This is a genomic window from Pseudomonas sp. R-28-1W-6 (genome assembly GCF_009799925.1).
Taxonomy (GTDB): Bacteria; Pseudomonadota; Gammaproteobacteria; order Pseudomonadales; family Pseudomonadaceae; genus Aquipseudomonas.
Window position 1 is genome coordinate 39,134 of sequence record NZ_WELK01000016.1, and the last position, 25,558, is coordinate 64,691.

General features: G+C 67.4%; 25 protein-coding genes. 14 read left to right on the plus strand and 11 right to left on the minus strand.

Annotated elements, in window-relative coordinates:
- Nucleotides 1-6 precede the first annotated feature (6 nt).
- The 3 genes from F3I62_RS19315 (at nt 7) to F3I62_RS19325 (ending at nt 2,641) form a co-directional block, all read left to right on the plus strand.
- Entirely contained in the window at nt 7-684 is a 678-nt protein-coding gene (locus tag F3I62_RS19315; protein ID WP_160491272.1) for a response regulator transcription factor, read from the plus strand.
- A 114-nt stretch (nt 685-798) separates the two neighbouring features.
- Nucleotides 799-1,242, plus strand: a complete 444-nt coding sequence (locus tag F3I62_RS19320) for a Spy/CpxP family protein refolding chaperone (protein ID WP_160491273.1) — start codon at nt 799-801, stop codon at nt 1,240-1,242.
- A 67-nt stretch (nt 1,243-1,309) separates the two neighbouring features.
- Entirely contained in the window at nt 1,310-2,641 is a 1,332-nt protein-coding gene (locus F3I62_RS19325; RefSeq protein WP_160491274.1) for a HAMP domain-containing sensor histidine kinase, read from the plus strand.
- 65 nt (nt 2,642-2,706) lie between these two features.
- Here the strand turns inward: F3I62_RS19325 and F3I62_RS19330 are convergent, their stop codons facing one another.
- Nucleotides 2,707-3,267: a nitroreductase family protein gene (locus tag F3I62_RS19330; RefSeq protein WP_160491275.1), complete on the minus strand. Its 561-nt coding sequence runs from the start codon at nt 3,265-3,267 to the stop codon at nt 2,707-2,709.
- Nucleotides 3,268-3,395: 128 nt separating this feature from the next.
- On the opposite strand from F3I62_RS19330, the gene F3I62_RS19335 reads away from it, so the two are divergent.
- Nucleotides 3,396-4,850 carry a TrkH family potassium uptake protein gene (locus tag F3I62_RS19335; protein ID WP_160491276.1) on the plus strand — a complete coding sequence of 485 codons (1,455 nt, stop codon included), beginning with the start codon at nt 3,396-3,398 and terminating at the stop codon, nt 4,848-4,850.
- A 70-nt stretch (nt 4,851-4,920) separates the two neighbouring features.
- Complete coding sequence (locus F3I62_RS19340) at nt 4,921-6,375, plus strand: TrkH family potassium uptake protein (protein WP_160491277.1); 1,455 nt, start codon at nt 4,921-4,923, stop codon at nt 6,373-6,375.
- A 7-nt stretch (nt 6,376-6,382) separates the two neighbouring features.
- Here F3I62_RS19340 and F3I62_RS19345 read toward each other — a convergent pair whose 3' ends face one another.
- Nucleotides 6,383-7,384, minus strand: coding sequence for an AraC family transcriptional regulator (locus tag F3I62_RS19345; RefSeq protein WP_160491278.1), 1,002 nt, complete (start codon nt 7,382-7,384; stop codon nt 6,383-6,385).
- A gap of 126 nt (nt 7,385-7,510) precedes the next feature.
- Here F3I62_RS19345 and F3I62_RS19350 point away from each other — a divergent pair, with 126 nt between their 5' ends.
- Both F3I62_RS19350 and F3I62_RS19355 read left to right on the plus strand, forming a co-directional pair.
- Complete coding sequence (locus F3I62_RS19350; RefSeq protein WP_160081517.1) at nt 7,511-7,828, plus strand: Mpo1-like protein; 318 nt, start codon at nt 7,511-7,513, stop codon at nt 7,826-7,828.
- A gap of 512 nt (nt 7,829-8,340) precedes the next feature.
- Nucleotides 8,341-9,732 carry an adenylate/guanylate cyclase domain-containing protein gene (locus F3I62_RS19355; protein WP_256667831.1) on the plus strand — a complete coding sequence of 464 codons (1,392 nt, stop codon included), beginning with the start codon at nt 8,341-8,343 and terminating at the stop codon, nt 9,730-9,732.
- A 126-nt stretch (nt 9,733-9,858) separates the two neighbouring features.
- On the opposite strand, the gene F3I62_RS19360 is transcribed toward F3I62_RS19355, so the two are convergent.
- Both F3I62_RS19360 and F3I62_RS19365 read right to left on the minus strand, forming a co-directional pair.
- Entirely contained in the window at nt 9,859-10,890 is a 1,032-nt protein-coding gene (locus tag F3I62_RS19360) for a glycosyltransferase family 1 protein (protein WP_160491279.1), read from the minus strand.
- Nucleotides 10,887-11,693 carry a UDP-2,3-diacylglucosamine diphosphatase gene (locus F3I62_RS19365; RefSeq protein WP_160491280.1) on the minus strand — a complete coding sequence of 269 codons (807 nt, stop codon included), beginning with the start codon at nt 11,691-11,693 and terminating at the stop codon, nt 10,887-10,889. The genes F3I62_RS19360 and F3I62_RS19365 overlap by 4 nt, the downstream gene beginning before the upstream one ends.
- Nucleotides 11,694-11,828: 135 nt before the next feature.
- Here F3I62_RS19365 and F3I62_RS19370 point away from each other — a divergent pair, with 135 nt between their 5' ends.
- From F3I62_RS19370 to F3I62_RS19380, 3 genes are read left to right on the plus strand one after another with little or no spacing between them, the layout of a single operon-like run.
- The gene (locus F3I62_RS19370) at nt 11,829-12,590 is read left to right on the plus strand and encodes an AraC family transcriptional regulator (RefSeq protein ID WP_160491281.1); all 762 of its coding nucleotides are present in this window, start codon (nt 11,829-11,831) and stop codon (nt 12,588-12,590) included.
- A gap of 58 nt (nt 12,591-12,648) precedes the next feature.
- Nucleotides 12,649-12,984, plus strand: coding sequence for a tRNA-binding protein (locus tag F3I62_RS19375; protein WP_160491282.1), 336 nt, complete (start codon nt 12,649-12,651; stop codon nt 12,982-12,984).
- Nucleotides 12,981-13,853 carry a DMT family transporter gene (locus F3I62_RS19380; RefSeq protein WP_160491283.1) on the plus strand — a complete coding sequence of 291 codons (873 nt, stop codon included), beginning with the start codon at nt 12,981-12,983 and terminating at the stop codon, nt 13,851-13,853. The genes F3I62_RS19375 and F3I62_RS19380 overlap by 4 nt, the downstream gene beginning before the upstream one ends.
- 79 nt (nt 13,854-13,932) lie before the next feature.
- Here F3I62_RS19380 and F3I62_RS19385 read toward each other — a convergent pair whose 3' ends face one another.
- The 5 genes from F3I62_RS19385 to recQ all read right to left on the minus strand — a co-directional run bounded on the left by F3I62_RS19385 (nt 13,933) and on the right by recQ (nt 19,272).
- Nucleotides 13,933-14,226: a SelT/SelW/SelH family protein gene (locus tag F3I62_RS19385; protein ID WP_160491284.1), complete on the minus strand. Its 294-nt coding sequence runs from the start codon at nt 14,224-14,226 to the stop codon at nt 13,933-13,935.
- An 8-nt stretch (nt 14,227-14,234) separates the two neighbouring features.
- A complete protein-coding gene (locus F3I62_RS19390) occupies nt 14,235-14,669 on the minus strand; it encodes a MarR family transcriptional regulator (RefSeq protein ID WP_160491285.1) in 435 nt (144 codons plus the stop codon).
- A 120-nt stretch (nt 14,670-14,789) separates the two neighbouring features.
- The gene (locus F3I62_RS19395) at nt 14,790-15,806 is read right to left on the minus strand and encodes a DUF2804 domain-containing protein (protein ID WP_160491286.1); all 1,017 of its coding nucleotides are present in this window, start codon (nt 15,804-15,806) and stop codon (nt 14,790-14,792) included.
- A gap of 95 nt (nt 15,807-15,901) precedes the next feature.
- On the minus strand, nt 15,902-17,071 hold the full coding sequence (locus F3I62_RS19400) for a diguanylate cyclase domain-containing protein (protein ID WP_372240156.1): 1,170 nt from the start codon (nt 17,069-17,071) through the stop codon (nt 15,902-15,904).
- Between the two features lie 74 nt (nt 17,072-17,145).
- Nucleotides 17,146-19,272, minus strand: a complete 2,127-nt coding sequence (recQ, locus tag F3I62_RS19405) for a DNA helicase RecQ (protein ID WP_160491298.1) — start codon at nt 19,270-19,272, stop codon at nt 17,146-17,148.
- 128 nt (nt 19,273-19,400) lie between these two features.
- Between recQ and F3I62_RS19410 the strand changes: the two genes are divergently transcribed.
- The 4 genes from F3I62_RS19410 to lapD all read left to right on the plus strand — a co-directional run bounded on the left by F3I62_RS19410 (nt 19,401) and on the right by lapD (nt 23,138).
- A complete protein-coding gene (locus F3I62_RS19410; RefSeq protein ID WP_160491287.1) occupies nt 19,401-19,988 on the plus strand; it encodes a YecA family protein in 588 nt (195 codons plus the stop codon).
- A 9-nt stretch (nt 19,989-19,997) separates the two neighbouring features.
- The gene (locus tag F3I62_RS19415; RefSeq protein ID WP_160491288.1) at nt 19,998-20,399 is read left to right on the plus strand and encodes a YbaN family protein; all 402 of its coding nucleotides are present in this window, start codon (nt 19,998-20,000) and stop codon (nt 20,397-20,399) included.
- 84 nt (nt 20,400-20,483) lie between these two features.
- Nucleotides 20,484-21,182 (plus strand): cysteine protease LapG, encoded by a 699-nt coding sequence (gene lapG / locus F3I62_RS19420; protein ID WP_160491289.1) that lies wholly within the window; start codon nt 20,484-20,486, stop codon nt 21,180-21,182.
- A 9-nt stretch (nt 21,183-21,191) separates the two neighbouring features.
- On the plus strand, nt 21,192-23,138 hold the full coding sequence (lapD, locus tag F3I62_RS19425) for a cyclic di-GMP receptor LapD (protein WP_160491290.1): 1,947 nt from the start codon (nt 21,192-21,194) through the stop codon (nt 23,136-23,138).
- 79 nt (nt 23,139-23,217) lie between these two features.
- Here lapD and F3I62_RS19430 read toward each other — a convergent pair whose 3' ends face one another.
- Together F3I62_RS19430 and F3I62_RS19435 are read right to left on the minus strand one after the other, a co-directional pair.
- Nucleotides 23,218-23,559: a tryptophan synthase subunit beta gene (locus tag F3I62_RS19430; protein WP_160491291.1), complete on the minus strand. Its 342-nt coding sequence runs from the start codon at nt 23,557-23,559 to the stop codon at nt 23,218-23,220.
- 140 nt (nt 23,560-23,699) lie between these two features.
- The coding region (locus F3I62_RS19435; protein ID WP_160491292.1) for a type I secretion C-terminal target domain-containing protein at nt 23,700-25,558 on the minus strand (1,859 nt) is incomplete at its 5' end.

A 25,558-nucleotide genomic window follows, 5' to 3' on the forward strand; every position in this document is an offset into this window, starting at 1 on the left:
GCAACCATGAGCGAACTGCTGCTGATCGACGACGACCAGGAACTCTGCGAACTGCTGGCCAGCTGGCTGCAGCAGGAGGGTTTTCTGGTGCGCGCCAGCCATGACGGCATCAGCGCCCGTGCCGCCCTGGCGCAGCACACGCCGGCCGCCGTCATCCTCGACGTCATGCTGCCCGACGGCAGCGGCCTGGAGCTGCTCAAGCAACTGCGCAGCGAGTACCCGGAACTGCCGGTGCTGATGCTTTCCGCCCGCGGCGAGCCGCTGGACCGCATCCTCGGCCTGGAACTGGGCGCCGACGATTACCTGGCCAAACCCTGCGACCCGCGCGAGCTGACCGCCCGCCTGCGCGCCGTGCTGCGCCGCAGTGCGCCGGTAGCCGGCACTGCGCGCCTGGAACTGGGCGACCTGAGCTACAGCCAGGTACGCGGCGTGGCCAGCATCGGCGAGCAGGAAATCAGCCTGACCCTCTCGGAAAGCCGCGTGCTGGAAGCCCTGCTGCAACACCCCGGCGAGCCGGTGGACAAGCAGACCCTGGCCCAGCTGGCCCTCGGCCGCAAACTGACCCTGTACGACCGCAGCCTGGACATGCACGTCAGCAACCTGCGCAAGAAGCTCGGCGCCCATGCCGACGGCCGCCCGCGCATCGTCGCCCTGCGCAGCCGCGGCTACTACTACAGCGCCTGACCCGCGCCAGCGCTCTTTACCCAGGCTTTACCCTCGGCTGACCGCGCCTGACCTTGCCCTCCCTAAACTGAGCCCATCCGGTAACCCACCGGCATCCAGACAAGGAGACACACCATGCGCAAGACCCTGATCGCCCTGCTGATCGCCGCCACCCTGCCCGCCGTGGCCATGGCCATGCCCGATGGCGGCCCGCACGAGCAAGGCCCCTGCCACCCGTCAATGCACGGTGAGCAGCGCGGCCCCGGCATGCGGATGTTCAAGGACCTCGAACTCAGCGCCGAACAGCGCGAGCAGATGGGCAAGCTGATGCGCGAGCGCAAGGACAACCCGCGCGCCATCACCCAGAAGTACCTGGACAAGCTGCCGGCAGCCGACCAGCAGGCCATGCAGAAGGAAATCGAGACCGCGCGCCTGGAGCATGACAAGGCCATCCGCGCCATTCTCACCCCGGAGCAGCAGAAGACCTTCGACGCGCACAAGGCGGAAATGGACAAGCGCCGCGCCGAGCGCGAGGAATTCGAGGCCTGGAAGGCCGAGAAGGCCAGCAAGGCCGAATAACCCGGCCCATCTCACCCCACCCGCCAGGCAGGTACTGCTGGCGGGTTTTGCCGATTGAGGAGTCCCCGTGCGTTCACTGTTCTGGCGCATCTTTGCCAGCTTCTGGCTGGCCATCGCCCTGGTTGCCGGGCTCTCCCTGCTGCTGGGGCACGCCCTGAACCAGGATGCCTGGATCCTCAGCAACCACCCGGCGCTGCGCAACCTGCCCGAGCGCTGGAGCCAGCGTTACGAGCAGCAGGGCGCGCAGGCCGCCCAGGACTTCCTGGAACGGCGCAAGCGGCGCTTCCATGTCGACACCCAGGTGCTCGACGAGGACGGCCAGGCTCTGGTCTATGGCACCTTCCCGCCGCGCGCCGCCGCCTTCGAAGCCCGCCAGCGCAACGAGAAGCGCCTGCCCTGGCGCCGCCTGACCGACGAATACACCAACCCGGACAGTGGCAAGACCTACCTGTTCATCTACCGCATCCCCCACCCGGAGCTGGCCGAGTGGCACCGCGACAGCCTGCTCTGGCCACTCAGCGCCCTGGGCATCGCCCTGGTCGTGCTGACCGCGCTGAGCCTGCTGCTGACCCTGTCCATCACCCGCCCGCTCGGGCGCCTGCGCGGCGCCGTGCATGACCTCGGCCAGACCACCTACCAGCAGCACAGCCTGGCGCGCCTGGCCGATCGCCGCGACGAGTTCGGCGTGCTGGCGCGCGACTTCAACCGCATGGGCGCGCGCCTGCAGGGCCTGATCGGCAGCCAGCGCCAGCTGCTGCGCGACGTGTCCCACGAGCTGCGCTCGCCGCTGGCGCGCCTGCGCATCGCCCTGGCCCTGGCCGAACGCGCCGAGCCGGCGGAACGCGACAAGCTGTGGCCACGCCTGGCCCAGGAGTGCGACCGCCTGGAAGGCCTGATCAGCGAAATCCTCGCCCTCGCCCGCCTGGATGCCGAACCCGGCAGCGCGCAACCGATCGCGCTGGGCAAGCTGCTCGACGACCTGCAGGACGACGCGCGCCTGAGCGCCCCCGCGCAACAGCTGCGGGTGCAGCTGGATGATCCCGGGCTGACGTTCCAGGGCTGGCCGGACATGCTCGCCCGCGCCCTCGACAACCTGCTGCGCAATGCCCTGCGCTTCAACCCGCCCGGCCAGCCGATCGAGATCAGCGTGACGCGGCACGCCCAGCACCTGCTGATCAGCCTGCGCGACCATGGCCCGGGGGTGCCGGAGGAGCTGCTGGAGAAGCTCGGCGAGCCGTTCTTCCGCGCCCCCGGGCAGAGCGCCGCGGGCCACGGCTTGGGCCTGGCCATCGCCCGGCGCAGCGCCGAACGGCATGGCGGCCGCCTGCTGCTGGCCAACCACCCGGACGGCGGCTTCGTCGCCAGCCTGGAGCTGCCGCTGAGCGGCAGCTCGCAGTGAAACCCGGGCCTGCGGCCTAGCCGGCGCCGCTCAGCGAGCGGCGACCGCCAGGCCTGCGCAACCCTTCAGCTCGGCCAGCTGCCGACGAAGTCGGCGACGGCCAGCGGCGCCGGCGTGCGCCGCGCCCCCTCGAAGCTGCCCAGGTAGACGAACCCGACGATGCGCTCGTTGGCCGCCAGGCCCAGCCCGGCCAGCACATGGGCATCGCTGGCCAGCTCGCCGGTGCGCCAGACTGCGCCGAAGCCCTGCGCCTGCGCCGCCAGCAACAGGCCGTGCGCCGCGCAAGCGGCCGAGAGCAGCTGTTCCTGTTGCGGCACCTTGGGGTGCTCGCTCAGCCGGGCGATCGCCACCACCAGCAGCGGCGCGCGCAGCGGCATGCCGCGCGCCTTGTCCAGGGCCTCCGGCTTGGCCTCGGGGTTGCCGGCCAGCAGCGCGCTGGCGAACAGCTCGCCCAGTTGCACACGAGCCTCGCCCTCCACCGTCAGGAAGCGCCAGGGGCGCAACTGGCCATGGTCGGGCGCGCGCAGGGCGGCGCGAAACAGCACCTCGCGCTGCGCGGCATCCGGCGCGGGATCGAGCAGGCGGCCTACAGACACGCGGTTGAGCAACAGATCGAGGGCTTGCATCGGCCATATCCTCCGGAATCGAGGCTGGCATTCTAGTGCCGCAGCTGTGCTTTTTGGCAAAAAGCAGCGCTTCTAGGTGGCTGAGCGGACAGGTAGAATGCCGGCCTTTCCAGTCATTCGAGTGCCTCATGGCCTTCTCGACCCTGCGCATCATCGGCTTCATCCTGGGGATCTTCCTGATCACCCTGGCGGCCAGCATGATCATCCCCATGCTCACCCTGCTCGCCTTCGAGCGCAGCGACGACCTCAACGCCTTTCTCTGGTCGAGCCTGATCACCTTCGTCGCCGGCCTGGCCCTGGTCATTCCCGGCCGACCGCAACACATGCAGCTGCGCCCGCGCGACATGTACCTGCTGACCACCGCCAGTTGGGTGGTGGTGTGCTGCTTCGCCGCCCTGCCGATGGTGATCATCGCCCACATCAGCTACACCGACTCGTTCTTCGAAACCATGTCCGGCATCACCACCACCGGCTCCACCATCCTGGTCGGGCTGGACACGATGTCGCCGGGCATCCTGATCTGGCGCTCGATGCTGCACTGGCTGGGCGGCATCGGCTTCATCGGCATGGCGGTAGCGATCCTGCCGCTGCTGCGGGTCGGCGGCATGCGCCTGTTCCAGACCGAGTCCTCGGACTGGGGCGAGAAGGTCATGCCGCGCTCGCACATGGCCGCCAAGTACATCCTGCTGGTCTATGTGGCCCTCACCGGGCTCGGCTTCCTGGCCTTCTGGGCCGCCGGCATGACGCCGTTCGAGGCGATCAACCACTCGATGTCGATGATCTCCACCGGCGGTTTCTCCACCTCCGACTCATCCCTGGCCAACTGGCAGCAACCGGCGGTGCACTGGGTCGCCGTGCTGTTCATGATCCTCGGCGGCCTGCCCTTCACCCTGTACGTGGCCACCCTGCGCGGCCATCGCAAGGCACTGCTGCGCGACCATCAGGTGCGCGGCTTCATCGGTTTCCTGCTGCTGACCTGGCTGGTGTTCGGCACCTGGCTGTGGGCCAATTCCGAGCACGCCTGGCTGGATGCCGTGCGCATCGTCGCCGTCAACGTCACCTCGGTGGTCACCACCACCGGTGTGGCCCTCGGCGACTACACCCTGTGGGGCAGCTTCTCGGTGCTGCTGTTCTTCTACCTGACCTTCATCGGCGGCTGCTCGGGCTCCACCTCCGGCGGCCTGAAGATCTTCCGTTTCCAGGTCGCCTACGTGCTGCTCAAGGCCAACCTGCAGCAACTGGTGCACCCGCGGGCGGTGATCAAGCAGCAGTACAACAACCACAACCTGGACGAAGACATCGTCCGTTCGCTGATCACCTTCTCCTTCTTCTTCGCCATCACCATCGGCGTGATCGCCCTCGGCCTGACCCTCACCGGCCTGGACTGGGTCACCTCGCTGACCGGCGCAGCCACCGCGGTGTGCAACGTCGGCCCGGGCCTGGGACCGATCATCGGTCCGGTCGGCAACTTCTCGACCCTGCCGGACAGCGCCAAGTGGCTGCTGACCATCGGCATGCTGCTCGGCCGCCTGGAAATCCTCACCGTGCTGGTGCTGTTCACCAAGGCATTCTGGAAACATTGATCAACAGCGCCTCGGCCAATGCCCGCCGCGCACCTAGACTCAGCCCATCGACCCGGCGCCATAGCACCCCATGACCCTGCCCTCCCTGCGTGTCCTCGCCTTCATCAACGGCATCTTCCTGATCACCCTGGCCATCAGCATGCTGGTGCCGGTGGGCACCCTGCTGGTCTACGAACAGCCGCAGGGCATCAACGCCTTTCTCTGGTCGAGCCTGATCACCTTCATCGCCGGGATCGCCATGGTTGCCCAGGGCCGCCCGCAGAACAGCCAGCTGCGCCCGCGCGACATGTACATGCTGACGGTGTCGAGCTGGATCCTGGTGTCGATCTTCGCCGCCGTGCCGTTCCTGTTCACCCAGCACGTCAGCTTTACCGATGCCTACTTCGAGAGCATGTCCGGCGTCACCGCCACTGGCGCCACCATCTTCAGCGGCCTGGACGGCATGTCGCCGGGCGTGCTGATCTGGCGTTCGCTGCTGCACTGGCTGGGCGGCATCGGTTTCATCGCCATGGCCGTGGCCATCCTGCCGATGCTGCGCATCGGCGGCATGCGCCTGTTCCAGACCGAATCCTCGGACCGCTCGGACAAGGTCATGCCGCGCTCGCACATGGTCGCCAAGTACATGGTGCTGGCCTATGTCGGCCTCAGCGCCCTGGCCACCCTGGCCTTCTGGCTGGCCGGGATGAACCCGTTCGACGCCATCAACCACGCCATGTCGGCGATCGCCACCGGCGGCTTCTCCACCTCCGACGCGTCCCTGGCCAAGTGGCAGGAGCCGGCGGTGCACTGGGTGGCGGTGGTGGTGATGATTCTCGGCAGCCTGCCCTTCGTGCTCTACGTGTCGACCCTGCGCGGCAACTACCAGGCGCTGCTGCGCGACGCCCAGGTCCGCGGTTTCCTGTTCATCCTGCTGAGCAGCTGGCTGGTGCTCGCCACCTGGTACTGGGCGACCAACCAGCTGCACTGGCTGGAGGCCCTGCGCCATGTCGCGGTGAACATCACCTCGGTGATGACCACCACCGGCTTCGCCCTCGGCGACTACAGCCTGTGGGGCCCGTTCGCCACCATGCTGTTCTTCTACCTGGGCTTCGTCGGCGGCTGCTCCGGCTCCACCGCCGGCGGGCTGAAGATCTTCCGCTTCCAGGTCGCCTACATCCTGCTCAAGGCCAACCTGCAGCAGCTGGTGCACCCGCGGGCGGTGATCAAGCAGCAGTACAACCGTCACCGCCTGGACGAGGACATCGTCCGCTCGATCCTGACCTTCTCGTTCTTCTTCACCATCACCATCGCCACCCTGGCCCTGGCCCTGACCCTGTGCGGGCTGGACTGGATCACCGCGCTGTCCGGCGCGGCCAGCACGGTGGCCGGCGTCGGCCCCGGCATGGGCCCGATCATCGGCCCGGCCGGCAACTTCTCCAGCCTGCCGGACAGCGCCAAGTGGCTGCTGACCATCGGCATGCTGCTCGGCCGCCTGGAAATCCTCACCGTGCTGGTGCTGTTGCTGCCGGCCTTCTGGCGCCACTGAGGCTCGGCTACAGGCCGGCGCGGTACTCGCCCGGGGTGCTGTCGAACCAGCGGCGGAAGGCGCGGAAGAAATTGCTCGGGTCGGCGAAACCCAGCAGATAGGCGATCTCCAGCAGGGTCAGGTTAGGCTGGGCCAGGTATTGCCCGGCCAGCTCGCGGCGGGTGTCGTCCAGCAGTTGCTGGTAGGTGCTGCCCTCGTCCTGCAGGCGCCGCTGCAAGGTGCGCTCGGACAGCAGCAGGGCCTGGGCCACCGCCTCGCGCTTGGGCTCGCCCTGGGGCAGCAGGCGGCAGAGCACCTGGCGCACCTGGTGGGTCACCCGGCTGTCCGAGAAGCGCGCCAGGTATTCCCCGGCGAAACGGTCGTGCAGCTGCGCCAGCGCCTCGTTGGCGGTGGGCAGCGGCGCATCCAGGTCGGCCCGCTCGAACAGCAGGGCATAGTGCTCGGCATTGAACCGTAGCGGCCCCTGGAACACCTCCCTGTAGGGCTGCAGGTCCACCGGCGGCGGCCCCTGGAAGCTGACCAGCCGCGGCGTCAGCGGCTTGCCGGTGAGCCAGCGGCAGAAGGCCAGGGAGTAGGCCAGCGAGGCTTCGGCGCTCTGCCGGGCCGAGGGCAGGCGATCGCCATGGATCACCAGGGTCAGCTGGTAGCCGTCGGCCGTCGGCTGGAAACCGAGATCGGAGCCCTCGGCGATGATGCGCTGGTAGCGCACCAGGCGCGCGAAGCCTTCCAGCAGGTTGCGGCTGGACATCAGCGCGTAGCCCACCACATGGAAGGATGACGGGCGCACCACCCTGGCCATGTTCAGGCCGATGGCCGGATTGCCTGAGGCTTCCACCGCCAGGTGCCACAGGCGGGTCATGGCGTCCTGGGGGAAGCGTGCGTCGGCATCGGCGAGCGCCGCATAGTCAAGGCCGAGACGGGCAAACAGGCTGCGGCAATCGACCCCGCCCAGCTCCAGAGCCGCGACGATGCCGGATGCCCAGCTGGATGAAGTGGTACGTTCGCTCATCGATTGTTCTTATTAGGTTGGTCGGCACGAAATGGCGCCATGAGGATACTAAACTGGCACTGTATGTCACTGGCCGCCGGAGACAGTCGCCCTACACTGCCAGCCGACAATGACAGGAGGTACGCCATGCGCGCCGCAACCACCGAACGCTTCCACAGCTTTGCCGAGTTCTACCCCTATTACCTGCAGGAGCACAGCAACGATGTCTGTCGCCGCCTGCACTACGTGGGCAGCCTGCTGGTGCTCGGCATCCTCGGCTATGCCCTGGCCAGCCAGCAGTGGCTGTGGCTGCTGGCCCTGCCCGTGGCCGGCTACGGCTTCGCCTGGGTCGGCCACTTCGTCTTCGAGAAGAACCGCCCGGCCACCTTCAAGTACCCGCTGTACAGCTTCATGGGCGACTGGGTCATGCTCAAGGACGCTTTCACCGGGCGCATCCGCTTCTGAGAACCTGCCTCGGATCTCTTGATCGTCGGCCATGCTGCGTTGCAACTCAGTAACAGCCGCAGGCTGATCAATTGGGCTCAGCAAGCCGCTTGCGGCTAGCGCGCTTTAGCGCGACCCGAAGGGCGAGTGAAACGAGTACTGCTCATTTACACCTCGTAAACTCCGCGTCCTCGCCCAATTGATTCGCTGGCGCTCACCCTTCGGGCCAGCCTGCGGCTGTTACTCCCGCTGGTCGTTGCGCCTTGCTTGGCTCTAGCTCAAAAGATCCGAAACAGGTTCTGAGTCCAGCGCTGGTCCGCTCAAGCACGCGGACCAGCCGCCAGCTGCCGGTCGACTTCCCCCCGTCCGGGCAACGGCGTGGGCGCACGCCTGGCCCACCATTCGGCGGTCATGCTTGGCCGCCGGCCCCGCACATGGTTATGATCCCGCCTTGCCATAGCCTTGGCTCAGGTCTTGCAGACCACCCAGGCGCTCGCCAGAAGCGCCAGAAAACCAGCAGGGATCATTCGCATTTGATTAAGTCTGTCGCCCAGGACCCTTCGCGGGTCCACTCCACCCCCGTGCTGCGCGAGTACTACTCCCGCGTGCTGGCCTATATCGCGACGGCGGCCAGCCTCGCCGCCGGCACCTACTCCCAGCATTTCGGCTACGACATCCTGTGGATGGTGCCCTACGCCCTGCTCTACCCGCACCTGGCCCACCACCTGGGCAACCGCTTCAAGCGCGACTACCCGGAAAAGACCCACCTGGTGCTGCTGTTCATCGACGCCGTGCATGCCGGCATGGCCGCCGTGCTGATGGGCTTCTCGGTGGTGCCGACGCTGATGTTCCTGCTCACCCTGAGCTTCAGCACCCTGATCTCCGGCGGCCTGCGCCACATGGGCCTGGCCCTGCTGGTGGCCGCCGGCAGCATGGCACTAACCACCGCCCTGGCTCAGCCGCAGGTCAATGCCAGCACGCCGATCCTGGTGGCCCTGGTCAGCATCCTGCTGACCACCCTGTACATCTGCATCACCGCCTATTTCGTCCACCAGCAGAGCCGCCACCTGACCCAGGTCCGCAGCGAGATCAAGAAGGAACAGGAAAAGGCCGCCCGCCTGGCGCGCAACCTGGCCAAGTACCTGTCGCCGCAGGTCTGGGAAATGATCTTCAGCGGCAAGAAGCACGTGCGCCTGGAAACCCAGCGCAAGAAGCTCACCGTGTTCTTCTCCGACATCAAGGGCTTCACCGAGCTGTCCGAGGAGCTGGAAGCCGAGGCCCTGACCGATCTGCTCAACACCTACCTCAACGAGATGTCGAAGATCGCCCTGAAGTACGGCGGCACCATCGACAAGTTCGTCGGCGACAGCGTCATGGTGTTCTTCGGCGACCCGGCCACCCAGGGCGCCAAGAAGGATGCGGTGAACGCCGTGTCCATGGCCATCGCCATGCGCAAGCACATGAAGGTGCTGCGCCAGCAGTGGCGCGCCCAGGGCATCACCAAGCCGCTGGAAATCCGCATGGGCCTGAACACCGGCTACTGCACGGTGGGCAACTTCGGCGCCGACACGCGCATGGACTACACCATCATCGGCCGCGAAGTGAACCTGGCCAGCCGCCTGGAAAGCGCGGCCGAGGCCGGCGAGATCCTGATCTCCCACGAGGCCTACTCGCTGGTCAAGGACGTGATCATGTGCCGCGACAAGGGCCAGATCGCGGTCAAGGGTTTCAGCCGTCCGGTGCAGATCTACCAGGTGGTGGACTTCCGCCGCGACCTGGGCGCCAAGTCCAGCTACGTCGAACACGAGCTGCCGGGCTTTTCCATGTACCTGGATACCAACGGCATCCAGAACTACGACAAGGAAAAGGTCATCCAGGCCCTCAACCAGGCCGCCGAGAAGCTGCGCGACAAGGTCATCCTGTAACCCGGAAGCCGCCGCGAGGCGGCTTCTTCGTTTCCGGGGCTGATGCCGGTTGCGCGCAGCGCAGGCCAATGCAGCCGACGCCCCGGTTTCGCTCGCCGGGCTTCGGCGCGGCGCGCTCCACCCAGCCTACGCCTGCAGGGCTTGCAGCTCCTCGACCGGCACGGGCTCGCCATCGAGCAACGGCTGCCGGGCCAGGAACTCCAGCGCCGAGGCCCGCCACGACTGCCGCGCCGCCAGCGCCGCGCACTGCCCGCGGTCCAGCTGCAGGGCCGCCAGGCAGGCCTCGCGCAGATCCTCGCGCATCACCCCGCTGACACCCTCCTCCAGCACATCCAGCGGCCCGGCCACCGGGAACGCCGCCACCGGCGTGCCGCAGGCCAGCGCTTCGAGCATCACCAGGCCGTAGGTATCGGTACGCGACGGGAACACCAGCACGCTGGCCGTGGCGAAGCTGCGGGCCAGTTCGGCGCCCTGCTGGTAGCCGAGAAAGCGCGCCTGCGGATAGGCCGCCTGCAGTTCGGCGCGCTGCGGGCCATCGCCGACCACGCGCTGCTCACCCGGCAGGTCCAGGTCGAGGAAGGCCCGCAGGTTCTTCTCCGCCGCCAGGCGCCCGACGTAGAGGAACACCGGCTCGCCCGGCAGCGCCTCCTGCGCTCGGAACTGCGCGCCATCCACGCCCTTGCGCCACAGCTGCAGGCCGCGCAGGCCGTGGGCGGCAAACGCCTCGCGCATGCGCTCGGTGCTCACCAGCACCGCCTGGCTCGGCCGGTGGAAAAGGCGCAGGTAGGCGTAGCCCCAGCTCAGCGGAATCCGCGGCCAGCGGCCGTGCACGTATTCCGGGAAACGCGTGTGGATGGCGCTGGAAAAGGCCAGCCCGCGCCGGCTCAGCCAGCGCCGGGCGGCCCAGCCGAGCGGGCCTTCGGTGGCCAAATGCACGCAATCGGGACGAAACTCGCGGATCGCCGGGCCAACCTTCCACAGGTCCCAGGCCAGCGGGATCTCCGGGTAGCTCGGACAGGGCAGCGTGCGGAAGTCGCCGGGAGCCAGCAGCTTGACCAGATGACCGAGGCCACGCAGCTCGGCGACCAGCGCCTGCAGGCTGGTGACCACGCCGTTGACCTGCGGCAGCCAGGCATCGCTGACGATCAGGATCCTCATGCCACCTGCCCGATGGCCAGCTGGGCCTCGCGGGCCTGGGCCTCGGCCAGGCGATACAGTTCGATGCCGCCGTCCAGGTGCTCGATCAGTGCCGTGCACGATTCCACCCAGTCGCCGCAGTTGAGGTACTCGACCTCGCCGACCCGGCGGATCTCGGCGTGGTGGATATGCCCGCAGACCACGCCGTCGAAGCCGCGCTTGACGCATTCGTGGGCGATCGCCTCCTCGAAGTCGCTGATGAAGTTCACCGCGGTCTTGACCTTGTGCTTGAGGTAGGCCGACAGCGACCAGTAGCCGTAGCCGTAACGCTCGCGCCAGTGGTTGAGCCAGCGATTGAGGGTCAGGGTGACTTCGTAGGCGCTGTCGCCGAGGAAGGCCAGCCAGCGGTGGTAGCGGGTGATCACGTCGAACTGGTCGCCGTGGATCACCAGCAGCTTGCGCCCATCGGCGGTGAGGTGTTCGGCCTCGTCGACCAGCTGGATATTGCCCAAAATCAAGCGGGAGTAGCGCCGCAGGAACTCGTCGTGGTTGCCGGTGACGTAGATCACCTCGGTGCCGCGCTTGCTCATGGTCAGCAGGCGGCGGATCACGTTGGTGTGGGCCTGCGGCCAGTAGATGCCGCCGCGCAGCTTCCAGCCGTCGATGATGTCGCCGACCAGGTAGATCTTGTCGGCCTGGTAGCGCTTGAGGAACTCGGCCAGGCGCTCGGCCTGGCAGTCGCGGGTGCCCAAGTGCACATCGGAGATCCACAGGGTGCGGACTCGTTGCTTGCGGCTCGGTTTGCTGCGCTCGGCGATGCTCATGGAGGGCCTCCGCTGGTTTTAGCGCGAGCTTGCCCGCCGCCGGTGAAGGCCGCATGACCGCCAGGCGACAGTCCAATGACAGCCCACCGGCCCGCCGCGGCGGTGTAGACTGCCGGCTCGTTTCTGGAGCCCGTCATGCACCCGGTCCTCTCCCTGCGTCAGTATCGCCACGAACAGATCGCCCACAGCCACGAGCACGCCCAGCTGGTGTTCGGCCTGTCCGGCTGCCTGGATTTCGAAGTTGCCGGCCAGGGTTGCCAGGTGCTCAGCCACAGCCTCGCCGTGGTGCCGCCCACCGCCCACCATGCCTGCGCCAGTGCCGCCGGCAGCCACTGCCTGGTGCTCGACGTGCCCGCGGACGGCTGGCTGCAGCAGCGCCTGGGCGCCCATGCCGATGCCGGCCGGCGTCTGCTCGAACGCCCCGGGCGCGTGCTGCTCAACCCGGCGCAGAGCCAGCTGGTCAACTGGCTGGCCGCCAGCCCGATCAACGATGAGGTGATCGCCCAGCAAGGCGCCGCCCTGCTGCTGGCCAGCCTGAGCAGCAGCCAGCCGGCGGCGAGCCCGGGCCTGCCGCTGGCGGCGCTCGATGCGCACATCGCGCGCCACTGTGCCCATCCGCTGCAGGTGGCCGACCTGGCGCGCCTGTGCGGCCTGTCGGTGGCGCGTTTCCACGCGCGCTTCCTCGCCGAAACCGGGCAGACGCCGATGGACTACGTGCGCAGCCGCCGCCTGCAGCTGGGCCGCGAACTGCTGCTGGCCAGCAACCTGGCGGTCGGCGAAGTCGCCGCGCGGGTCGGCTACGCCTCGCAGAGTGCCTTCACCGCGGCCCTGACCCGCCAGCTCGGCAGCACTCCGCGCCAGCTGCGCCGCGAGTCTCGCGACAAATCCCGGGAGTAACCCGACAGACCGGGCGCGGGGGCGCCGTCTAGACTCTGCCGATATTCAGGAGTCGCCTATGCAAACCATCGAATGGCAGGATTTCGAGCGCGTGGAACTGCGCGTCGGCACCCTGCGCAGCGCCCGTCTCAACGAGAAAGCCGTGAAACCCGCCTATGTGCTGGAAGTCGACCTCGGCGAGCTGGGGATCAAGACCTCCAGCGCCCAGCTCACCGCGCACTACTCGGCCGAGCAGCTGATCGGCCGCCAGGTCCTCTGCGTGTGCAACTTCGCCCCCAAGCGCATCGCCGGCATCCGTTCGGAGGTGCTGGTCACCGGCGTCTACGACGCGGACGGCAAGGTGGTGCTGGCCAGCTTCGAGCATCCGCTGCCCAACGGCGCACGCCTGGCATGAACCGGCGCAAGGCACTCTTGGCCCTGCACCTGGGCGCGCTGTTCTTCGGCCTGTCCGGGATCTTCGGCAAGCTGGCCCTGGCCGCCCCGGTGGTCATAGTGTTCGGCCGCGCCCTGTTCGCCGTCGGCGCCCTGGGCCTGTTCGCCCGCACCGCCACCGGCCAGGAGCGGCCCAGCTGGCAGCGCCGCCTGGCCCTGGCCGGTGCCGGCCTGCTGCTCGGCGGGCACTGGTGGAGTTTCTTCATCGCGGTGAAGGTGGCGGGCGTGGCAGTGGCCACCCTCGGCTTCGCCACCTTCCCGGCCTTCACCGTGCTGCTCGAAGGGTTGCTGTTCAAGGAGCGGGTGCGCCGTGGCGAATGGGCGGTGGTCGGCCTGGTCTGCCTGGGCCTGGTGCTGGTCACGCCGAATTTCGACTTCGGCAACCAGGCGACCCTCGGCCTGGCCTGGGCGGTGCTGTCCGGCCTGCTGTTCGCCCTGGTGTCGGTGAGCAACCGCGCCACCACCCGCGGCCTGCACCCGGCCCAGGCGGCGCTGTGGCAGAACATCAGCATCCTGCTGTGCAGCCTGCCCTTTGCCTGGAGCCTGCTGCCCGCGGTGCGCCCGCTCGACTGGCTGTGGATCGGCCTGCTCGGCCTGCTCTGCACGGCGCTGGCGCACAGCCTGTTCGTCGCCAGCCTGCGCGTGCTCAACGCGCGCAATGCCTCGGTGGTGTTCGCCCTGGAGCCGGTCTACGGCATCGCCTTCGCCTGGTGGCTGTTCCACGAACAGCCGGGGCTGCGCATGCTCTGCGGCGGCGCGCTGATCGTGCTGGCCACGGTGCTCTCGGCACGCCTGAGCAAGCACAGCCCGAGCGTCGACGACCTCAGCTAAACGCTGGCGCGCGGCTCAGAGCCTGCTCACCATCTGTTGGATTAGAGCCAGACACAGCCGGGAGATAGTGAACAGGGTCTCAGCGGTCGTTGTGACCCAGGTCGCGGGCCGGATCGATCAGGTCGCGCAGGCGCTGCTTGAGCACCTTGGCCTCGGGGAAGCCGCCGTCGGCCTTGCGCTCCCACAGCTGGCTGCCGTCGCAGCTGATGCAGAACACCCCGCCGCTACCCGGTTCCAGGCTGACCTTGCCCAGCTCGTCGGCGAAGGTGCTGAGCAGTTCCTGGGCCAGCCAGGCGGCACGCAGCAGCCACTGGCACTGGGTGCAGTAAGTGATGACCACCTCGGGTTTGGCGGATCGCGTGGCTTCGCTCATGGGCAACCTCAGTTCTTTTCCAGATTGGCCAGGACCTGGGCATGCACCCGCTGGCAGAGCTGCATGTCTTCCTCACTGACGCCGGCGAACAGCTCCTTGCGCAGGCCCATGGCAATGCTCTCGATCTGCTCGATCAGCGGGCGGGCCTGCGGGCTGAGCAGCACCTTCTTCGCCCGGCGGTCTTCCGGCACGGCCTGGCGCTGGACCAGGCCCTGGGCCTCCAGGCCGTCGAGCAGGCGGGCCAGGGTCGGCCCCTCGACCCCGACGGTTTTCGCCAGCTCGCGCTGGGTCGGCGGTTCCTGGTGCAGGGCCAGGTGCAGCAGGACCAGCCAGCGCGCCTGGGACAGGCCGAGGCCGGCCAGGCGGCGATCCAGTTCGGCGCGCCAGGCGCGGGAAAGTTGAGCCAGCTGCATGCCGAAACTGTGTTGCGCAAACGTATTCATAGTGACGATTTCCCGGTTTCCGCTACCGCCCGCCTGCCCCTATGGCGGGCAGACAGCAGAAAAACCTAATTATTAGTCACCTAACCATAACTCCGACGCGGGCCCCCGCCAAGCCCGCCGTTACCATTTCACGTACTGATCCTCGACGAAGCCCCAGAGCTGCTCGATCACCAGCGGAGCCCGGCCCGGTGGGCGCAGGACGCCCTCGAAGCAGCCGAAGACCTGCTTGAAGTTACTCGCCAGCAGGCCTAGGTCGAGCCGCTCGCGGTGCAGGCCGTGGCCGCGAAAACGCAGCTCGATCTGGCCATCGGCGGAGCGGATCTGCCAGGGCTGCAACGGGTCGTCGCGGTCGAACTGGAAGTGCACGCCGCCGACCTGGACCAGCTCGCCGTCCAGCCAGTAGCAGTTCTCGCTGAAGCTGGTTTCGTTGACCCCGCAGGACAGATTCAGGCCGACCCGCACGCCGGCCACCTCGCCGGACAGGCAGGCCCAGTTCCAGTGGGTTTCCGGGCGCATGTAGCCGGCCGACCAGTCGTGGTGGGCGAACACCTCGATCTGCGCCAGGTCGAAATCGCCCAGCGCACTCTGCACCGCACCGCGGCAGCGAACCCCGGCCACCTTCTGCGCGTAGACCCAGCCGTTGACCGCCGTGGGCGTGCAGATGCACATGGGCTGGAAGGCCGGCTGCTGCTCGGAGAAGTGCGCATCGATGCGCGTGCCGTCGTCCAGTTCGACCAGCAGGCGCTTCTCCCTGGGCTGCGGGCGGTTCTCCAGGCGCAGCAGGTTGCCGCCGCTGCGCAGCTCGCAGATGCCGTCGTCCGGCTGCTGCGAGAAGCGGCTGCCAAAGCCCAGGGGCAGGCGGAACTGGCGTTCGATCATGCGGCCGCTGGGCGGATGGAACAGGTAGACGAAACCGACGCCGAGCAGGCTGAGGTTGCCCAGGGCGCAGCCGCCGATCAGCTCGTGGCTGACCAGGCCGAAGTACTGGAACTGGTGGAAGCGCCGCCACTTGGCCAAGGCACCCAGGCGCCGGCCCATGGGCGAGCGGAAGTCGAAGTCGCGGTAGTTCACCAGGCCCGGGGCCTCGGCGAAGATGCCGTAATGGGGCTGGCCATTGGCCTGGATCAATCGTTGCATCGGCACGGCTCGGCTGCGAAAACGGCGATGCTAGCAGCCGGCCCGCATGCGCCTGGCGACAGAATGCGCCAAAGCGACAGACCCTTGCGGCCAGACTACTGCGCCGCGCTCATCACCCGGTTGCGGCCAAAGGCCTTGGCCTCGTACAGCCAGCGGTCGGCCTGCTGGTACAGGCTGCTCGGGGCCTGGCCGGGCTGCGGCAGCAGGCAGACCACGCCGATAGACAGGGTCACCACGGCGGCGCTGGTGGAGCCGGCATGCTCGATCCGCAGGTCCTCGACGGCCTGGCGCAAGGCCTCGGCGCGCTGCTGCGTCTGCGCGGCATCGATGTCGTAGAGCAGCAGTGCGAACTCCTCGCCGCCCATGCGTACGGCCATGTCCAGCGGGCGCCGGGCGGCCTGCTGGAACACCTGGCCGACCTGGCGCAGCACCGCATCGCCGGCCTGGTGGCCGTAGCGGTCGTTGTAGGCCTTGAAGTGGTCGACATCGCCGAGCAGCAGCGTGACCTGCACCCGCTCGCGCTGGGCCTGGCGCCACAGGAGGTCGAGCTGGCGGTCGAAGCTGCGGCGGTTGTGCAGGCCGGTCAGGCTGTCCTGCTCGGCGAGCAGCTGCAGCAGGTTGCCCACCAGGAAGTGCTCGCGCGAGCGGTATTCCAGCAGGTAGCAGCCCACCGCGCCCATCAGGTTGCCAAACAGCAGGAACACCAGGTTGTTGGCCAGCCGCGCCGGCGTGGTGCCGGCCCAGCTGTCGAAGGCCAGGTAGGCGGCCAGCATGATCGCCGAACTGAGCAGCGCCTCGCTCAGGCGCAGGCCCACCAGGAAGTAGGCGGCCATGCAGATCAGCAGCAGGCCCTCGTAGGGGAAATCCGGATGGCGGTGGTGGGCGATGCCCACCACCGCCGCGGCCGAGACGCCCAGCGCGGTGATGCACAGCAAGCTGAAGGGCCCCAGCCAGGGCGAGTGCGGCTGGCGCAGCAGCAACCAGGCGTAGCCCAGCAGCAGGACCAGCACGCCCAGGCGCAGGGCCAGCAGCCACCAGCGCTCCGGCGCGCCGATCACCAGTTGATCGAGGACGGCGAACGCCAGCCAGACCACCACGCCGAAGGCCAGGGCTACGCGCCGCAGGCCATAGCTTTCCTGGCGCTGGTACAGGCGGTACTGGCGCTCCAGCGGGCGGGCGAAGCGCAGCCGCTGCACGCCCTGCTTGAGCTGCTCGGCATAGGGATTTGCGGGTACATCGGCCAACCAAGTGCGATACAGCGACACCGACACCTCGACACGCGAACCTGTGCAGCCACCTTAGATGGCGAGGGCGCCGGCCACAAGCCCGGCGCCGCCGCTCACACCTCGAACTCGGCCTGCAGGGCCGCGCGCACGCAGTGCAGCACGCCGTCCTCGACACGCCCGGCGAACTGTTCGGCGATCGCCGCCACCGGCGGCAGTTCGCCCTCGCCATCGAGGAAGGCATCCTGAATCTCGCCGAGCAGGTCCTGCGGCAGGTCCAGCGCCTGCTCCAGACTCAGCTGCTGGTGGCCGATGGCCTCGGCCAGCAGGCTGTAGACGTTCTTCTCGCTGCACTTGAGCTGGCTGGCGATCTGCAGCGGGGTCATCCCGGCCCGCGCCAGGCTGACCAGCTCGTGGCGCAGGTCGGCCACCACCGGGGTGGTCTCCGCGGCGCCATTGAGCACTTCGAGGAAGGCTTCGCCATAGCGCTCCAGCTTGCGCGCGCCGACGCCGCTGACCTGGGCCATGTCGCTCAGCGAGGCCGGGCGGCTGCGCAGCATTTCCAGCAGGGTGGCATCGGGGAAGATCACGTAAGGCGGCACGCCGTGCTCCTCGGCCAGCTTGCGCCGCAGCGCGCGCAGGGCCTCCCACTGCTCGCGCTCATCCACCCGTACCAACTGGCTGGCACTGCTGCCGCTGGCCTTGGCCGCCTGCTGCGGCTTGAGGTCGCGGCGCAGCTGCAGGCTGACTTCGCCGCGCAGCAGCGGCCGGCAACTGTCGGACAGGCGCAGGCCGCCGTAGCCGTCGAGGTCGACATCGGCCAGGCCGCGGGCCACCAGCTGGCGGAACAGGGTGCGCCACTCGCCCTCATTGAGCGCCTTGCCCATGCCGAAAACGGCCAGGTGCTGATGGCCGGGCGCGCGGATCTTGTCGTTCTCGCGGCCCAGCAGGATGTCGACCAGGTGGCCGACGCCGTAGCGCTGGCCGCTGCGGTAGATCGCCGACAGCGCCTGGCGCGCCGGCTCGGTGGCATCCCAGGTCTGCACGCCGTCGACGCAGTTGTCGCAATGGCCGCACGGCTGCGGCATATCCTCGTCGAAGTAGGCCAGCAGCGCCTGGCGGCGGCAGCGGGTCTCCTCGCACAGGGCGAGCATGGCATCGAGCTTGTGCTGTTCGACGCGCTTGTGCCGCTCGTCGCCCTCGGAATTGCTGAGCATCTGCTTGAGGAAGATCACGTCCTGCAGGCCGTAGGCCATCCAGGCATCCGCCGGCAGGCCGTCGCGGCCGGCGCGGCCGGTTTCCTGGTAGTAGGCTTCCAGCGACTTGGGCAGGTCGAGGTGGGCGACGAAGCGCACGTTGGGCTTGTCGATGCCCATGCCGAAGGCGATGGTGGCGACCATGATCAGCCCTTCCTCGTTGAGGAAGCGCTTCTGGTGGTAGGCACGCAGGTCGTTGGCCAGGCCGGCGTGGTACGGCAGCGCCGGGTAGCCCTGCTCGCTGAGGAAGGCCGCGACCTCCTCGACCTTCTTGCGCGACAGGCAGTAGACGATGCCGGCATCGCCGCGGCGGGCGGCGAGGAAGGCCAGCAGCTGCTTGCGCGGCTGATCCTTGGGCAGGATGCGGTAGAAGATGTTCGGCCGGTCGAAGCTGGAGAGAAAGCGCTCGGCGTTTTCCAGGTGCAGGCGCTGGACGATCTCCTCGCGGGTGCGCATGTCCGCCGTGGCGGTCAGGGCGATGCGCGGCACATTGGGGAACAGCTCGGCCAGCTGGCCCAGCTGCAGGTATTCGGGACGGAAGTCGTGGCCCCACTGCGACACGCAGTGCGCCTCGTCGATGGCGAACAGGCCGATCTGCAGGCGCTGCAGGAAGGCCAGCATGCGCGGCTGGACCAGGCGCTCGGGGGCCAGGTAGAGCATCTTGATCTCGCCGCGGCGGATGCGCTCAGCGATCTCGCGCTGGGCCTCGGCATCCAGGGTCGAGTTGAGCGCCACCGCGGCCACGCCCAGCTCGTCGAGGGTGGCGACCTGATCGTCCATCAGCGCGATCAGCGGCGACACCACCACGGTCAGGCCCTCGCGCAGCAGCGCCGGCACCTGGAAACACAGCGACTTGCCGCCGCCGGTGGGCATCAGTACCAGCGCATCGCCCCCCGCCGCCACGCGTTCGATGATCGCCGCCTGGTTGCCGCGGAAGGCGTCGTAGCCGAAAACGTCTTTGAGAATGCGTAGCGCCTGGTCGAGCATGCCGGTCTCCATATGCAGCGGCGCAGTATACGCGAGCGGCATGCCCCTGCAGCCAACGCCTGTCGGCCGTGCTTTTGCCCACTCAGGGGGCTAGAATCGAAAAGATTCTTTTCTCAAGGTAGCCCACGATGTCTTTCGCCGAGCAACTGTCCCGCCTGCAAGCCTTTCTCGATGCCGATGAACTGCACGAGGAGGCCCTGGACTACGTGGCCGCACACGGCTATCTGACCGCCCTGTCGATCTGCCCGGAGCCGGTGCCGGAGCGCGAGTGGATCGATGCCCTGTTCGCAGAGCCGCCGCACTACCGCAGCGACGCCGAGCGCGAGGAGATCGAAGCCACCCTGCAGCAGCTCAAGGGCCATATCGGCCGCCAGCTGGCCAGCGACGATGATCCGGAATTCCCCTGCGACGTCGACCTCGGCGAAGTGCCGGACGACTCCGACCTGCGCGGCTGGTGCATCGGCTTCATGGAAGGCGTGTTCCTGCGCGAGTCGGTGTGGTTCGAAGACGCCGAAGACGAGGTCAGCGAGCTGCTGCTGCCGATCATGGTCGCCTCCGGCCTGTTCGACGAACAACCCGAGTTCGCCGAGATCGCCCGTGACCGCGACCTGGTGGACAGCATGGTCGACCAGATCCCCGAGCTGCTCACCGCCCTGTTCCTCCTGTGCCACGCGCCGGAAGAGAAGCCGGCCCTGCTCAAGCCCCGCCACCACTAAGGCGCACTGATGGCGCACGGCGACATCCGGCAGAGCCGTCACCGCAGCGTGCGTTATGCGCTGCTGGCGGTGGGCTGGCTGAGCGTGCTGCTGGGGGTGATCGGCATCTTCGTCCCGGTGCTGCCGACCACGCCCTTCCTGCTGCTGGCCGCCGCCTGCTTCGTGCGCAGCTCGCGGCGCTTCTATCACTGGCTGGTCGACCATCGCCACCTGGGCCCGTGGATCCGCGATTACCTGGAAGGCAACGGCATCCCGCTCAAGGCCAAGGTCTACGCCATCGGCCTGATGTGGCTGAGCATCGCCTTCTCCTGCTACCTGGTGCCGCTGCCCTGGGCGCGTGCCGGCATGCTGGCCAGCGCCGTGCTGGTCAGCCTGTACATCCTCCGTCAGAAAACCCTGCCCAGCCGCTGACCAGCCCGCCTGGCCGGCGAACAAAGCCGGCAAAAGCCTGACACGCTGCCTAGACTTGCTGAACTTTCCGCGAGGATTGATCGCATGCTGCCTCGGCAACGCCTTCAGGGACGAGCACCGCGCCGCCCGGCTGCGTGGCTGGCACTCGGCCTGCTGCTGAGCCTGATGCTGGGGGTGGCGGCCCGGGCCAACTGGGATTTCGCCCTGGTCATCCAGACTGCGGAAAAACGCTACGGCAACCTGGGCGTCGGCAAGAGCCGCATCGAAGCCTGGGACGAACTGATCCAGAGCAGCGGCAAGCTGCCCGAGCGCGAGAAGCTGGCCGTGGTCAACCGCTTCTTCAACCGCCAGTTCCGCTTCACCGACGACATCCGCAGCTGGCGCCAGGAGGATTACTGGGCCACCCCGCTCGAGGCGCTGATGAAGGGCGCCGGCGACTGCGAGGACTACTCCATTGCCAAGTATTTCACCTTGCGCCGCCTCGGCATCCCCAGTGAGAAGCTGCGCATCACCTACGTCAAAGCCCTGCAGTACAACCAGGCGCACATGGTGCTGACCTATTACGCCAGCCCGAGCGCCGAGCCCCTGGTGCTGGACAACCTGATCGGCGAGATCCGCCCGGCCTCCCAGCGCCGGGATCTGCTGCCGGTCTATGCCTTCAATGCCGAAGGCCTGTACCTGCCGGGTGCGACCGGCAAGAAGAGTGACTCCAAGAAGCTGTCGCGCTGGCAGGATCTGTTGAAGAAGATGCGGGCCGAAGGCTTCGCCATCGGAGAGGGTTAGGAGAACGCTATGTCTCTGCTGAAACAGCTATTTCTCGCCATCTGCCTGTTCCTCGTGGCGGCCTTCACCGGCAGTTTCATCGCCGGCGTGGAGTCGTCCCGCGAGCAGTTGCTCAGCCAGTTGCGCTCGCACGCCCAGGACGCCGCCACGGCGCTGGGCCTGTCGATGACCCCGCACGTGGACGACCCGGCGATGATCGAGCTGATGGTCAGCTCGATCTTCGACAGCGGCTACTTCGCCACCATCCGCGTGGTGCGCATCCCCAGCGAGGAAGTCATAGTCGAGCGGCGCACCACGGTGACCTCGGACCAGGTGCCGTCCTGGTTCGTCGACCTGGTCGATCTGGAGCCCCAGGGCGGCGACGCGCTGATCATGCGCGGCTGGGAACAGGCGGCGCGGGTCGAAGTGCTCAGCCACCCGCAGTTCGCCCTGGCCAAACTCTGGGACAGCGCCATCGGCAGCCTGCTCTGGCTGCTGCTGTGCGGCCTGGTCAGCGCCATTCTCGGCGGCTGGCTGCTGCGCACCCAGCTGCGCCCGCTGGACACCATGGTGCAGCAGGCCCAGGCCATCACCCGCCGCGAATTCCTCACCCTGCCCAAGGTCCCGCGCACCCCCGAACTGAAACGGGTGGTGATGGCCATGAACCAGATGGTCGAGAAGCTCAAGACCCTGTTCGCCGAAGAGGCCGCGCGCAGCGAAAAGCTGCGCGAAGAGGCCTACCAGGACAGCCTCACCGGCCTGGCCAACCGGCGGCTGTTCGACATCCGCCTGGCCAACCAGCTGAGCCTGGCCGAACAGCATGTCGCCGGCTACCTGATGTTCCTGCGCGTCAACGACCTCGGCGGCCTCAACCAGCGCCTGGGCGGGCAAAAGACCGACCAGCTGATCAGCGCCATCGGCGAACTGCTCACCCGCCTGCTGGCCGAGCGCGGCACCCCGGACTGGCTGGCCTCGCGCAGCCGCGGCGGCGAGTTCACCCTGCTCGCCCCCGGCCTGGCCGGCGAAGACGCCGACCGCCTGGCCCAGGAACTGATCGAGGGCCTGGAAAGCCTGCGCCAGACCGGTGCCAGCGACTGCACGCCGGTGGCGCACCTGGGCATTGCCGCCTTCCGCCCCGGCGAGGCGGTCGGCGATGTGATCGGCCGTACCGACCAGGCGCTGGCCCAGGCGCAGAGCAATCCCGGCAAGCCCTGGGAGCGCCTGGACGACTTCACCAGCAACAATGGGCACGGCCTGCACGACTGGCGCACCTGGATCGACGCAGCGCTCAGCCAGAGCAAGCTGCAGCTGTACTTCCAGCCGGTCGCCCGCTGCGCCGATCGCAACCAGCCGCTGCACCTCAAGGTGCTCGCCCGCCTGCTCGACCCGCAGGGCGAAGCCGTGGTCGCCGGCCGTTTCCTGCCCTGGATCGAGCGCCTGGGCTGGGCCGCACGCCTCGACCTGGCCATGCTCGAACACAGCCTGGCGCACCTCGCCCAGCACCCGCAGCCCCTGGCGCTCAGCCTGTCCGCCGCGACCCTGCGCGAGCCGGCCAGCCTGGCGAAGCTGCTCGGCCTGCTCAAAGAGCACCCGGAGCAAGGCCCGCTGCTGACCCTGGAGCTGGATGAACGCCACCTGCCGCCTCCTGCGGAGCTGGAGAGGCTCAGCCAGAGCGTGCGCGAAGCCGGCTTCAACCTGGGCCTGCAGCACTTCGGCGGGCGCTTCAGCCTGATCGGCAACCTGACCCACCTGGGCCTGGCCTACCTGAAGATCGATGGCACCTATATCCGCGCCATCGACCAGGAAAACGACAAGCGCCTGTTCATCGAAGCCATCTTCCGCGCCACCAACAGCATCGACCTGCCGCTGATAGCCGAGATGGTCGAGACCGAAGGCGAGCTGGCGGCACTCAGCGAACTGGGCATCCACGGCGCCATGGGTCGCCTGATCGGCGCGCCGGCCCCCTGGAAAGGCTGATAACCAGCCGGTGGCAGGTGGAGGCATTCTCGAGCGCAGCCCGCAGCATGCCGAGCAGCCGCGCCCGCGCGGCTCCGGATCAGATCAGATGCCCCTCGTCTTCACCCAGCAGGCCGCTGAGGCCCTCTATCTCCGCCCGCGTCACCGCGCGCCGATCCAGCTTGCGCCGCGCCGCCTCAGGCAGGTCGGTGTAGCGGATCACTCCTTTGGCCACCAGCACACCGACCACGTCCTCCAGCACCCGCACCAGTTCGAGGTCGGACTCTTTCAGGCTGGCCAGGCGTTCCTTCACTTCCTCCTTGGCGCTCAGCCAGCCATGCAGCTCCGCACTCTCAATCGCCAGGGTTTCGGTCATCCCCTCGAAAGGATCGTGTTCCACCCGCAGCAAACGCCCTTCATCGTCCCGTTGCACATACACCATGCGATGCCCTCCAGGCATGAAAAACCAGATCCGACTCTGTGTTGCCAACGCGGCAAACCCCATGCACACCTGGCTGGGACAGCGGCATAAAAAAGCCCGCTACCCCAGCAAGGGTAGCGGGCTGATCGTACACGCACAGGTCAAACGGTATCGATCTTCAGCGTGCCGTCACCGAGCATCCCCAGGATCACACCGCCTTCGGTGGAGCCGTAACCTGACCCGGCATCCAGCAGGTTGACGTCCTGCAGAACGATGGTCTGGTCGACCAGGCCAGCAGCGGGCGCCGTTCCGGTGGGGTCGAGCGGATTGAAGTCGCCCGTGGTACTCACCTTGATCACGGTATCCAGCAGCCCCGCGTCTCCCGACATATTGGCCGCCGAGATATCGATGTACTGCAGCAGATTACCCAGATTGCCCACCCCGCCATTCTCGCAGGTCAGCAGATCCGACAGGTCGAGCTGGTCGCCGCCGCTATTGAAGCCCTTGGCGAAATTCAGCACGGTATCGGTCACACCCCCACCGACACCTTCGCCGGCCTGCCAGACGAACACATCACTACCGGCACCGCCATTCAGGCTGTCGCTACCCAAGCCGCCCAGCAGTATGTCGTCACCACCATTGCCCATCAGGGTATCGTTGCCGGCGAGCCCGAACAGATAGTTTTCCCCGCCATCACCGGTCAGGGTTTCACCTGAAGAGGTGCCCACAATGCTCTTGGTATCCGGGTAGACCGTCACGTCAATCGAACTGGTCACCGAATCGCCATCGCCATCGGTGCCGATCACGGGCAACTCGAACGAGACCGGATTGATATCCGTCGACTCGCCAAAGGAGAACTCGCCCAGCTTGAAGCTGGTCACCGTGCCGTCAGCGTTCACTGTTCCGTTGGTGGACTCAATCGCCTCGATCTCGATGGCGTTGAAGGCTTCCGCGTTGTTGATCTGGAAAGTCCAGCCATCGCCCATGTTGAAGAGGATCAGCCCGTTGCTGTCGCTCGGATCCAGGGCCACATGGTTCAGCTTGTCGGCATCGCTGAGTTCGTTGCCCTGGGCGTCGAAGATAGTGATTTCAGCAATGACCAGCGCCAGTTGCTGCGCCACCAGACTCGAGCCCACCAGGGACGTAGTGCCAGACAATGCGCCTGTTTCCTTGTAGATCCGCAGCCTGAAGTCAGCATCCTTGCTACCGCCTTCGATCAGGATCTTCTGCCGGAAGGCGAAGGTCTCCTGATAGCCATCGAAGCTGTAGCTCTCATTGTTTTGCTGGTCGTTGATGCTCAGCCCCGTCACCAGGTCGTAACGGATGACCTCGCCAGTGGACAGCTCGTTGCCCTGGCCAACCCCCAGTGCATTGGCGCTGCTGTTGACACTGCCCGCATCGGCATCGTTGAACGGACGGATTTCCGAGGACACCAGCACATCGTTGCTGCCATCCAGGTCTGGATTGACCTTGCTGCCGATGTTCAAACCCTTGAACGGCACATCCCCGCCGCCGATGCCGCCAAGGTCCGTCACCGTGGTAATGACCGTGTTGCTGATGAAGGAGCCACTGAACATGGTGATGGACACATCGCCACCGGCATCTATCACGGCCGTGAAGGCCACCTCGCCGTCCAGGGTCTTGGCGACAAGGTGCTGCGCATCGCCATCATAGGACAGCACCAACTCTTCGTTACGCATGTAGAGCTGCAGGCCATCCGCATCCGTGAAAGTCTGCGCATCCAGATTGCCGTCACCATCGCTATCCACGTTCAGGCTCAGGTTGAACGCGACACTGCCGACCCCGTCCGCCCCCGCGCTCGCAGCAAAGTTCAGAGCCCGCTCGATCACCACAGGCTGAGGCAGTGGCGAGGCAACCCCCAGCACGACATGCGCACCATCCGGGCAGAAGTCAGTCGGCACGTCGTCGACGATGTTCACCGACAGCGTGTCGCTGTCGGACTGGCCGTCCTGGTCGGTGAGCAGCACCGCGAAGTCTTCGAACAGGCTGTTCTGACCCG

Bases quoted from the DNA above. Each gene is read 5' to 3' on its own strand.
- F3I62_RS19430 (WP_160491291.1), bottom strand. From the start codon at position 23,559: ATGGTGTATGTGCAACGGGACGATGAAGGGCGTTTGCTGCGGGTGGAA.
- F3I62_RS19350 (WP_160081517.1), top strand. From the start codon at position 7,511: ATGCGCGCCGCAACCACCGAACGCTTCCACAGCTTTGCCGAGTTCTAC.
- F3I62_RS19385 (WP_160491284.1), bottom strand. From the start codon at position 14,226: ATGAGCGAAGCCACGCGATCCGCCAAACCCGAGGTGGTCATCACTTAC.
- F3I62_RS19365 (WP_160491280.1), bottom strand. From the start codon at position 11,693: ATGAGCATCGCCGAGCGCAGCAAACCGAGCCGCAAGCAACGAGTCCGC.
- F3I62_RS19360 (WP_160491279.1), bottom strand. From the start codon at position 10,890: ATGAGGATCCTGATCGTCAGCGATGCCTGGCTGCCGCAGGTCAACGGC.
- F3I62_RS19370 (WP_160491281.1), top strand. From the start codon at position 11,829: ATGCACCCGGTCCTCTCCCTGCGTCAGTATCGCCACGAACAGATCGCC.
- F3I62_RS19315 (WP_160491272.1), top strand. From the start codon at position 7: ATGAGCGAACTGCTGCTGATCGACGACGACCAGGAACTCTGCGAACTG.
- lapD (WP_160491290.1), top strand. From the start codon at position 21,192: ATGTCTCTGCTGAAACAGCTATTTCTCGCCATCTGCCTGTTCCTCGTG.
- F3I62_RS19375 (WP_160491282.1), top strand. From the start codon at position 12,649: ATGCAAACCATCGAATGGCAGGATTTCGAGCGCGTGGAACTGCGCGTC.
- F3I62_RS19330 (WP_160491275.1), bottom strand. From the start codon at position 3,267: ATGCAAGCCCTCGATCTGTTGCTCAACCGCGTGTCTGTAGGCCGCCTG.
- F3I62_RS19390 (WP_160491285.1), bottom strand. From the start codon at position 14,669: ATGAATACGTTTGCGCAACACAGTTTCGGCATGCAGCTGGCTCAACTT.
- F3I62_RS19340 (WP_160491277.1), top strand. From the start codon at position 4,921: ATGACCCTGCCCTCCCTGCGTGTCCTCGCCTTCATCAACGGCATCTTC.
- F3I62_RS19415 (WP_160491288.1), top strand. From the start codon at position 19,998: ATGGCGCACGGCGACATCCGGCAGAGCCGTCACCGCAGCGTGCGTTAT.
- F3I62_RS19345 (WP_160491278.1), bottom strand. From the start codon at position 7,384: ATGAGCGAACGTACCACTTCATCCAGCTGGGCATCCGGCATCGTCGCG.
- F3I62_RS19335 (WP_160491276.1), top strand. From the start codon at position 3,396: ATGGCCTTCTCGACCCTGCGCATCATCGGCTTCATCCTGGGGATCTTC.
- F3I62_RS19320 (WP_160491273.1), top strand. From the start codon at position 799: ATGCGCAAGACCCTGATCGCCCTGCTGATCGCCGCCACCCTGCCCGCC.
- lapG (WP_160491289.1), top strand. From the start codon at position 20,484: ATGCTGCCTCGGCAACGCCTTCAGGGACGAGCACCGCGCCGCCCGGCT.
- F3I62_RS19410 (WP_160491287.1), top strand. From the start codon at position 19,401: ATGTCTTTCGCCGAGCAACTGTCCCGCCTGCAAGCCTTTCTCGATGCC.
- F3I62_RS19380 (WP_160491283.1), top strand. From the start codon at position 12,981: ATGAACCGGCGCAAGGCACTCTTGGCCCTGCACCTGGGCGCGCTGTTC.
- F3I62_RS19395 (WP_160491286.1), bottom strand. From the start codon at position 15,806: ATGCAACGATTGATCCAGGCCAATGGCCAGCCCCATTACGGCATCTTC.
- recQ (WP_160491298.1), bottom strand. From the start codon at position 19,272: ATGCTCGACCAGGCGCTACGCATTCTCAAAGACGTTTTCGGCTACGAC.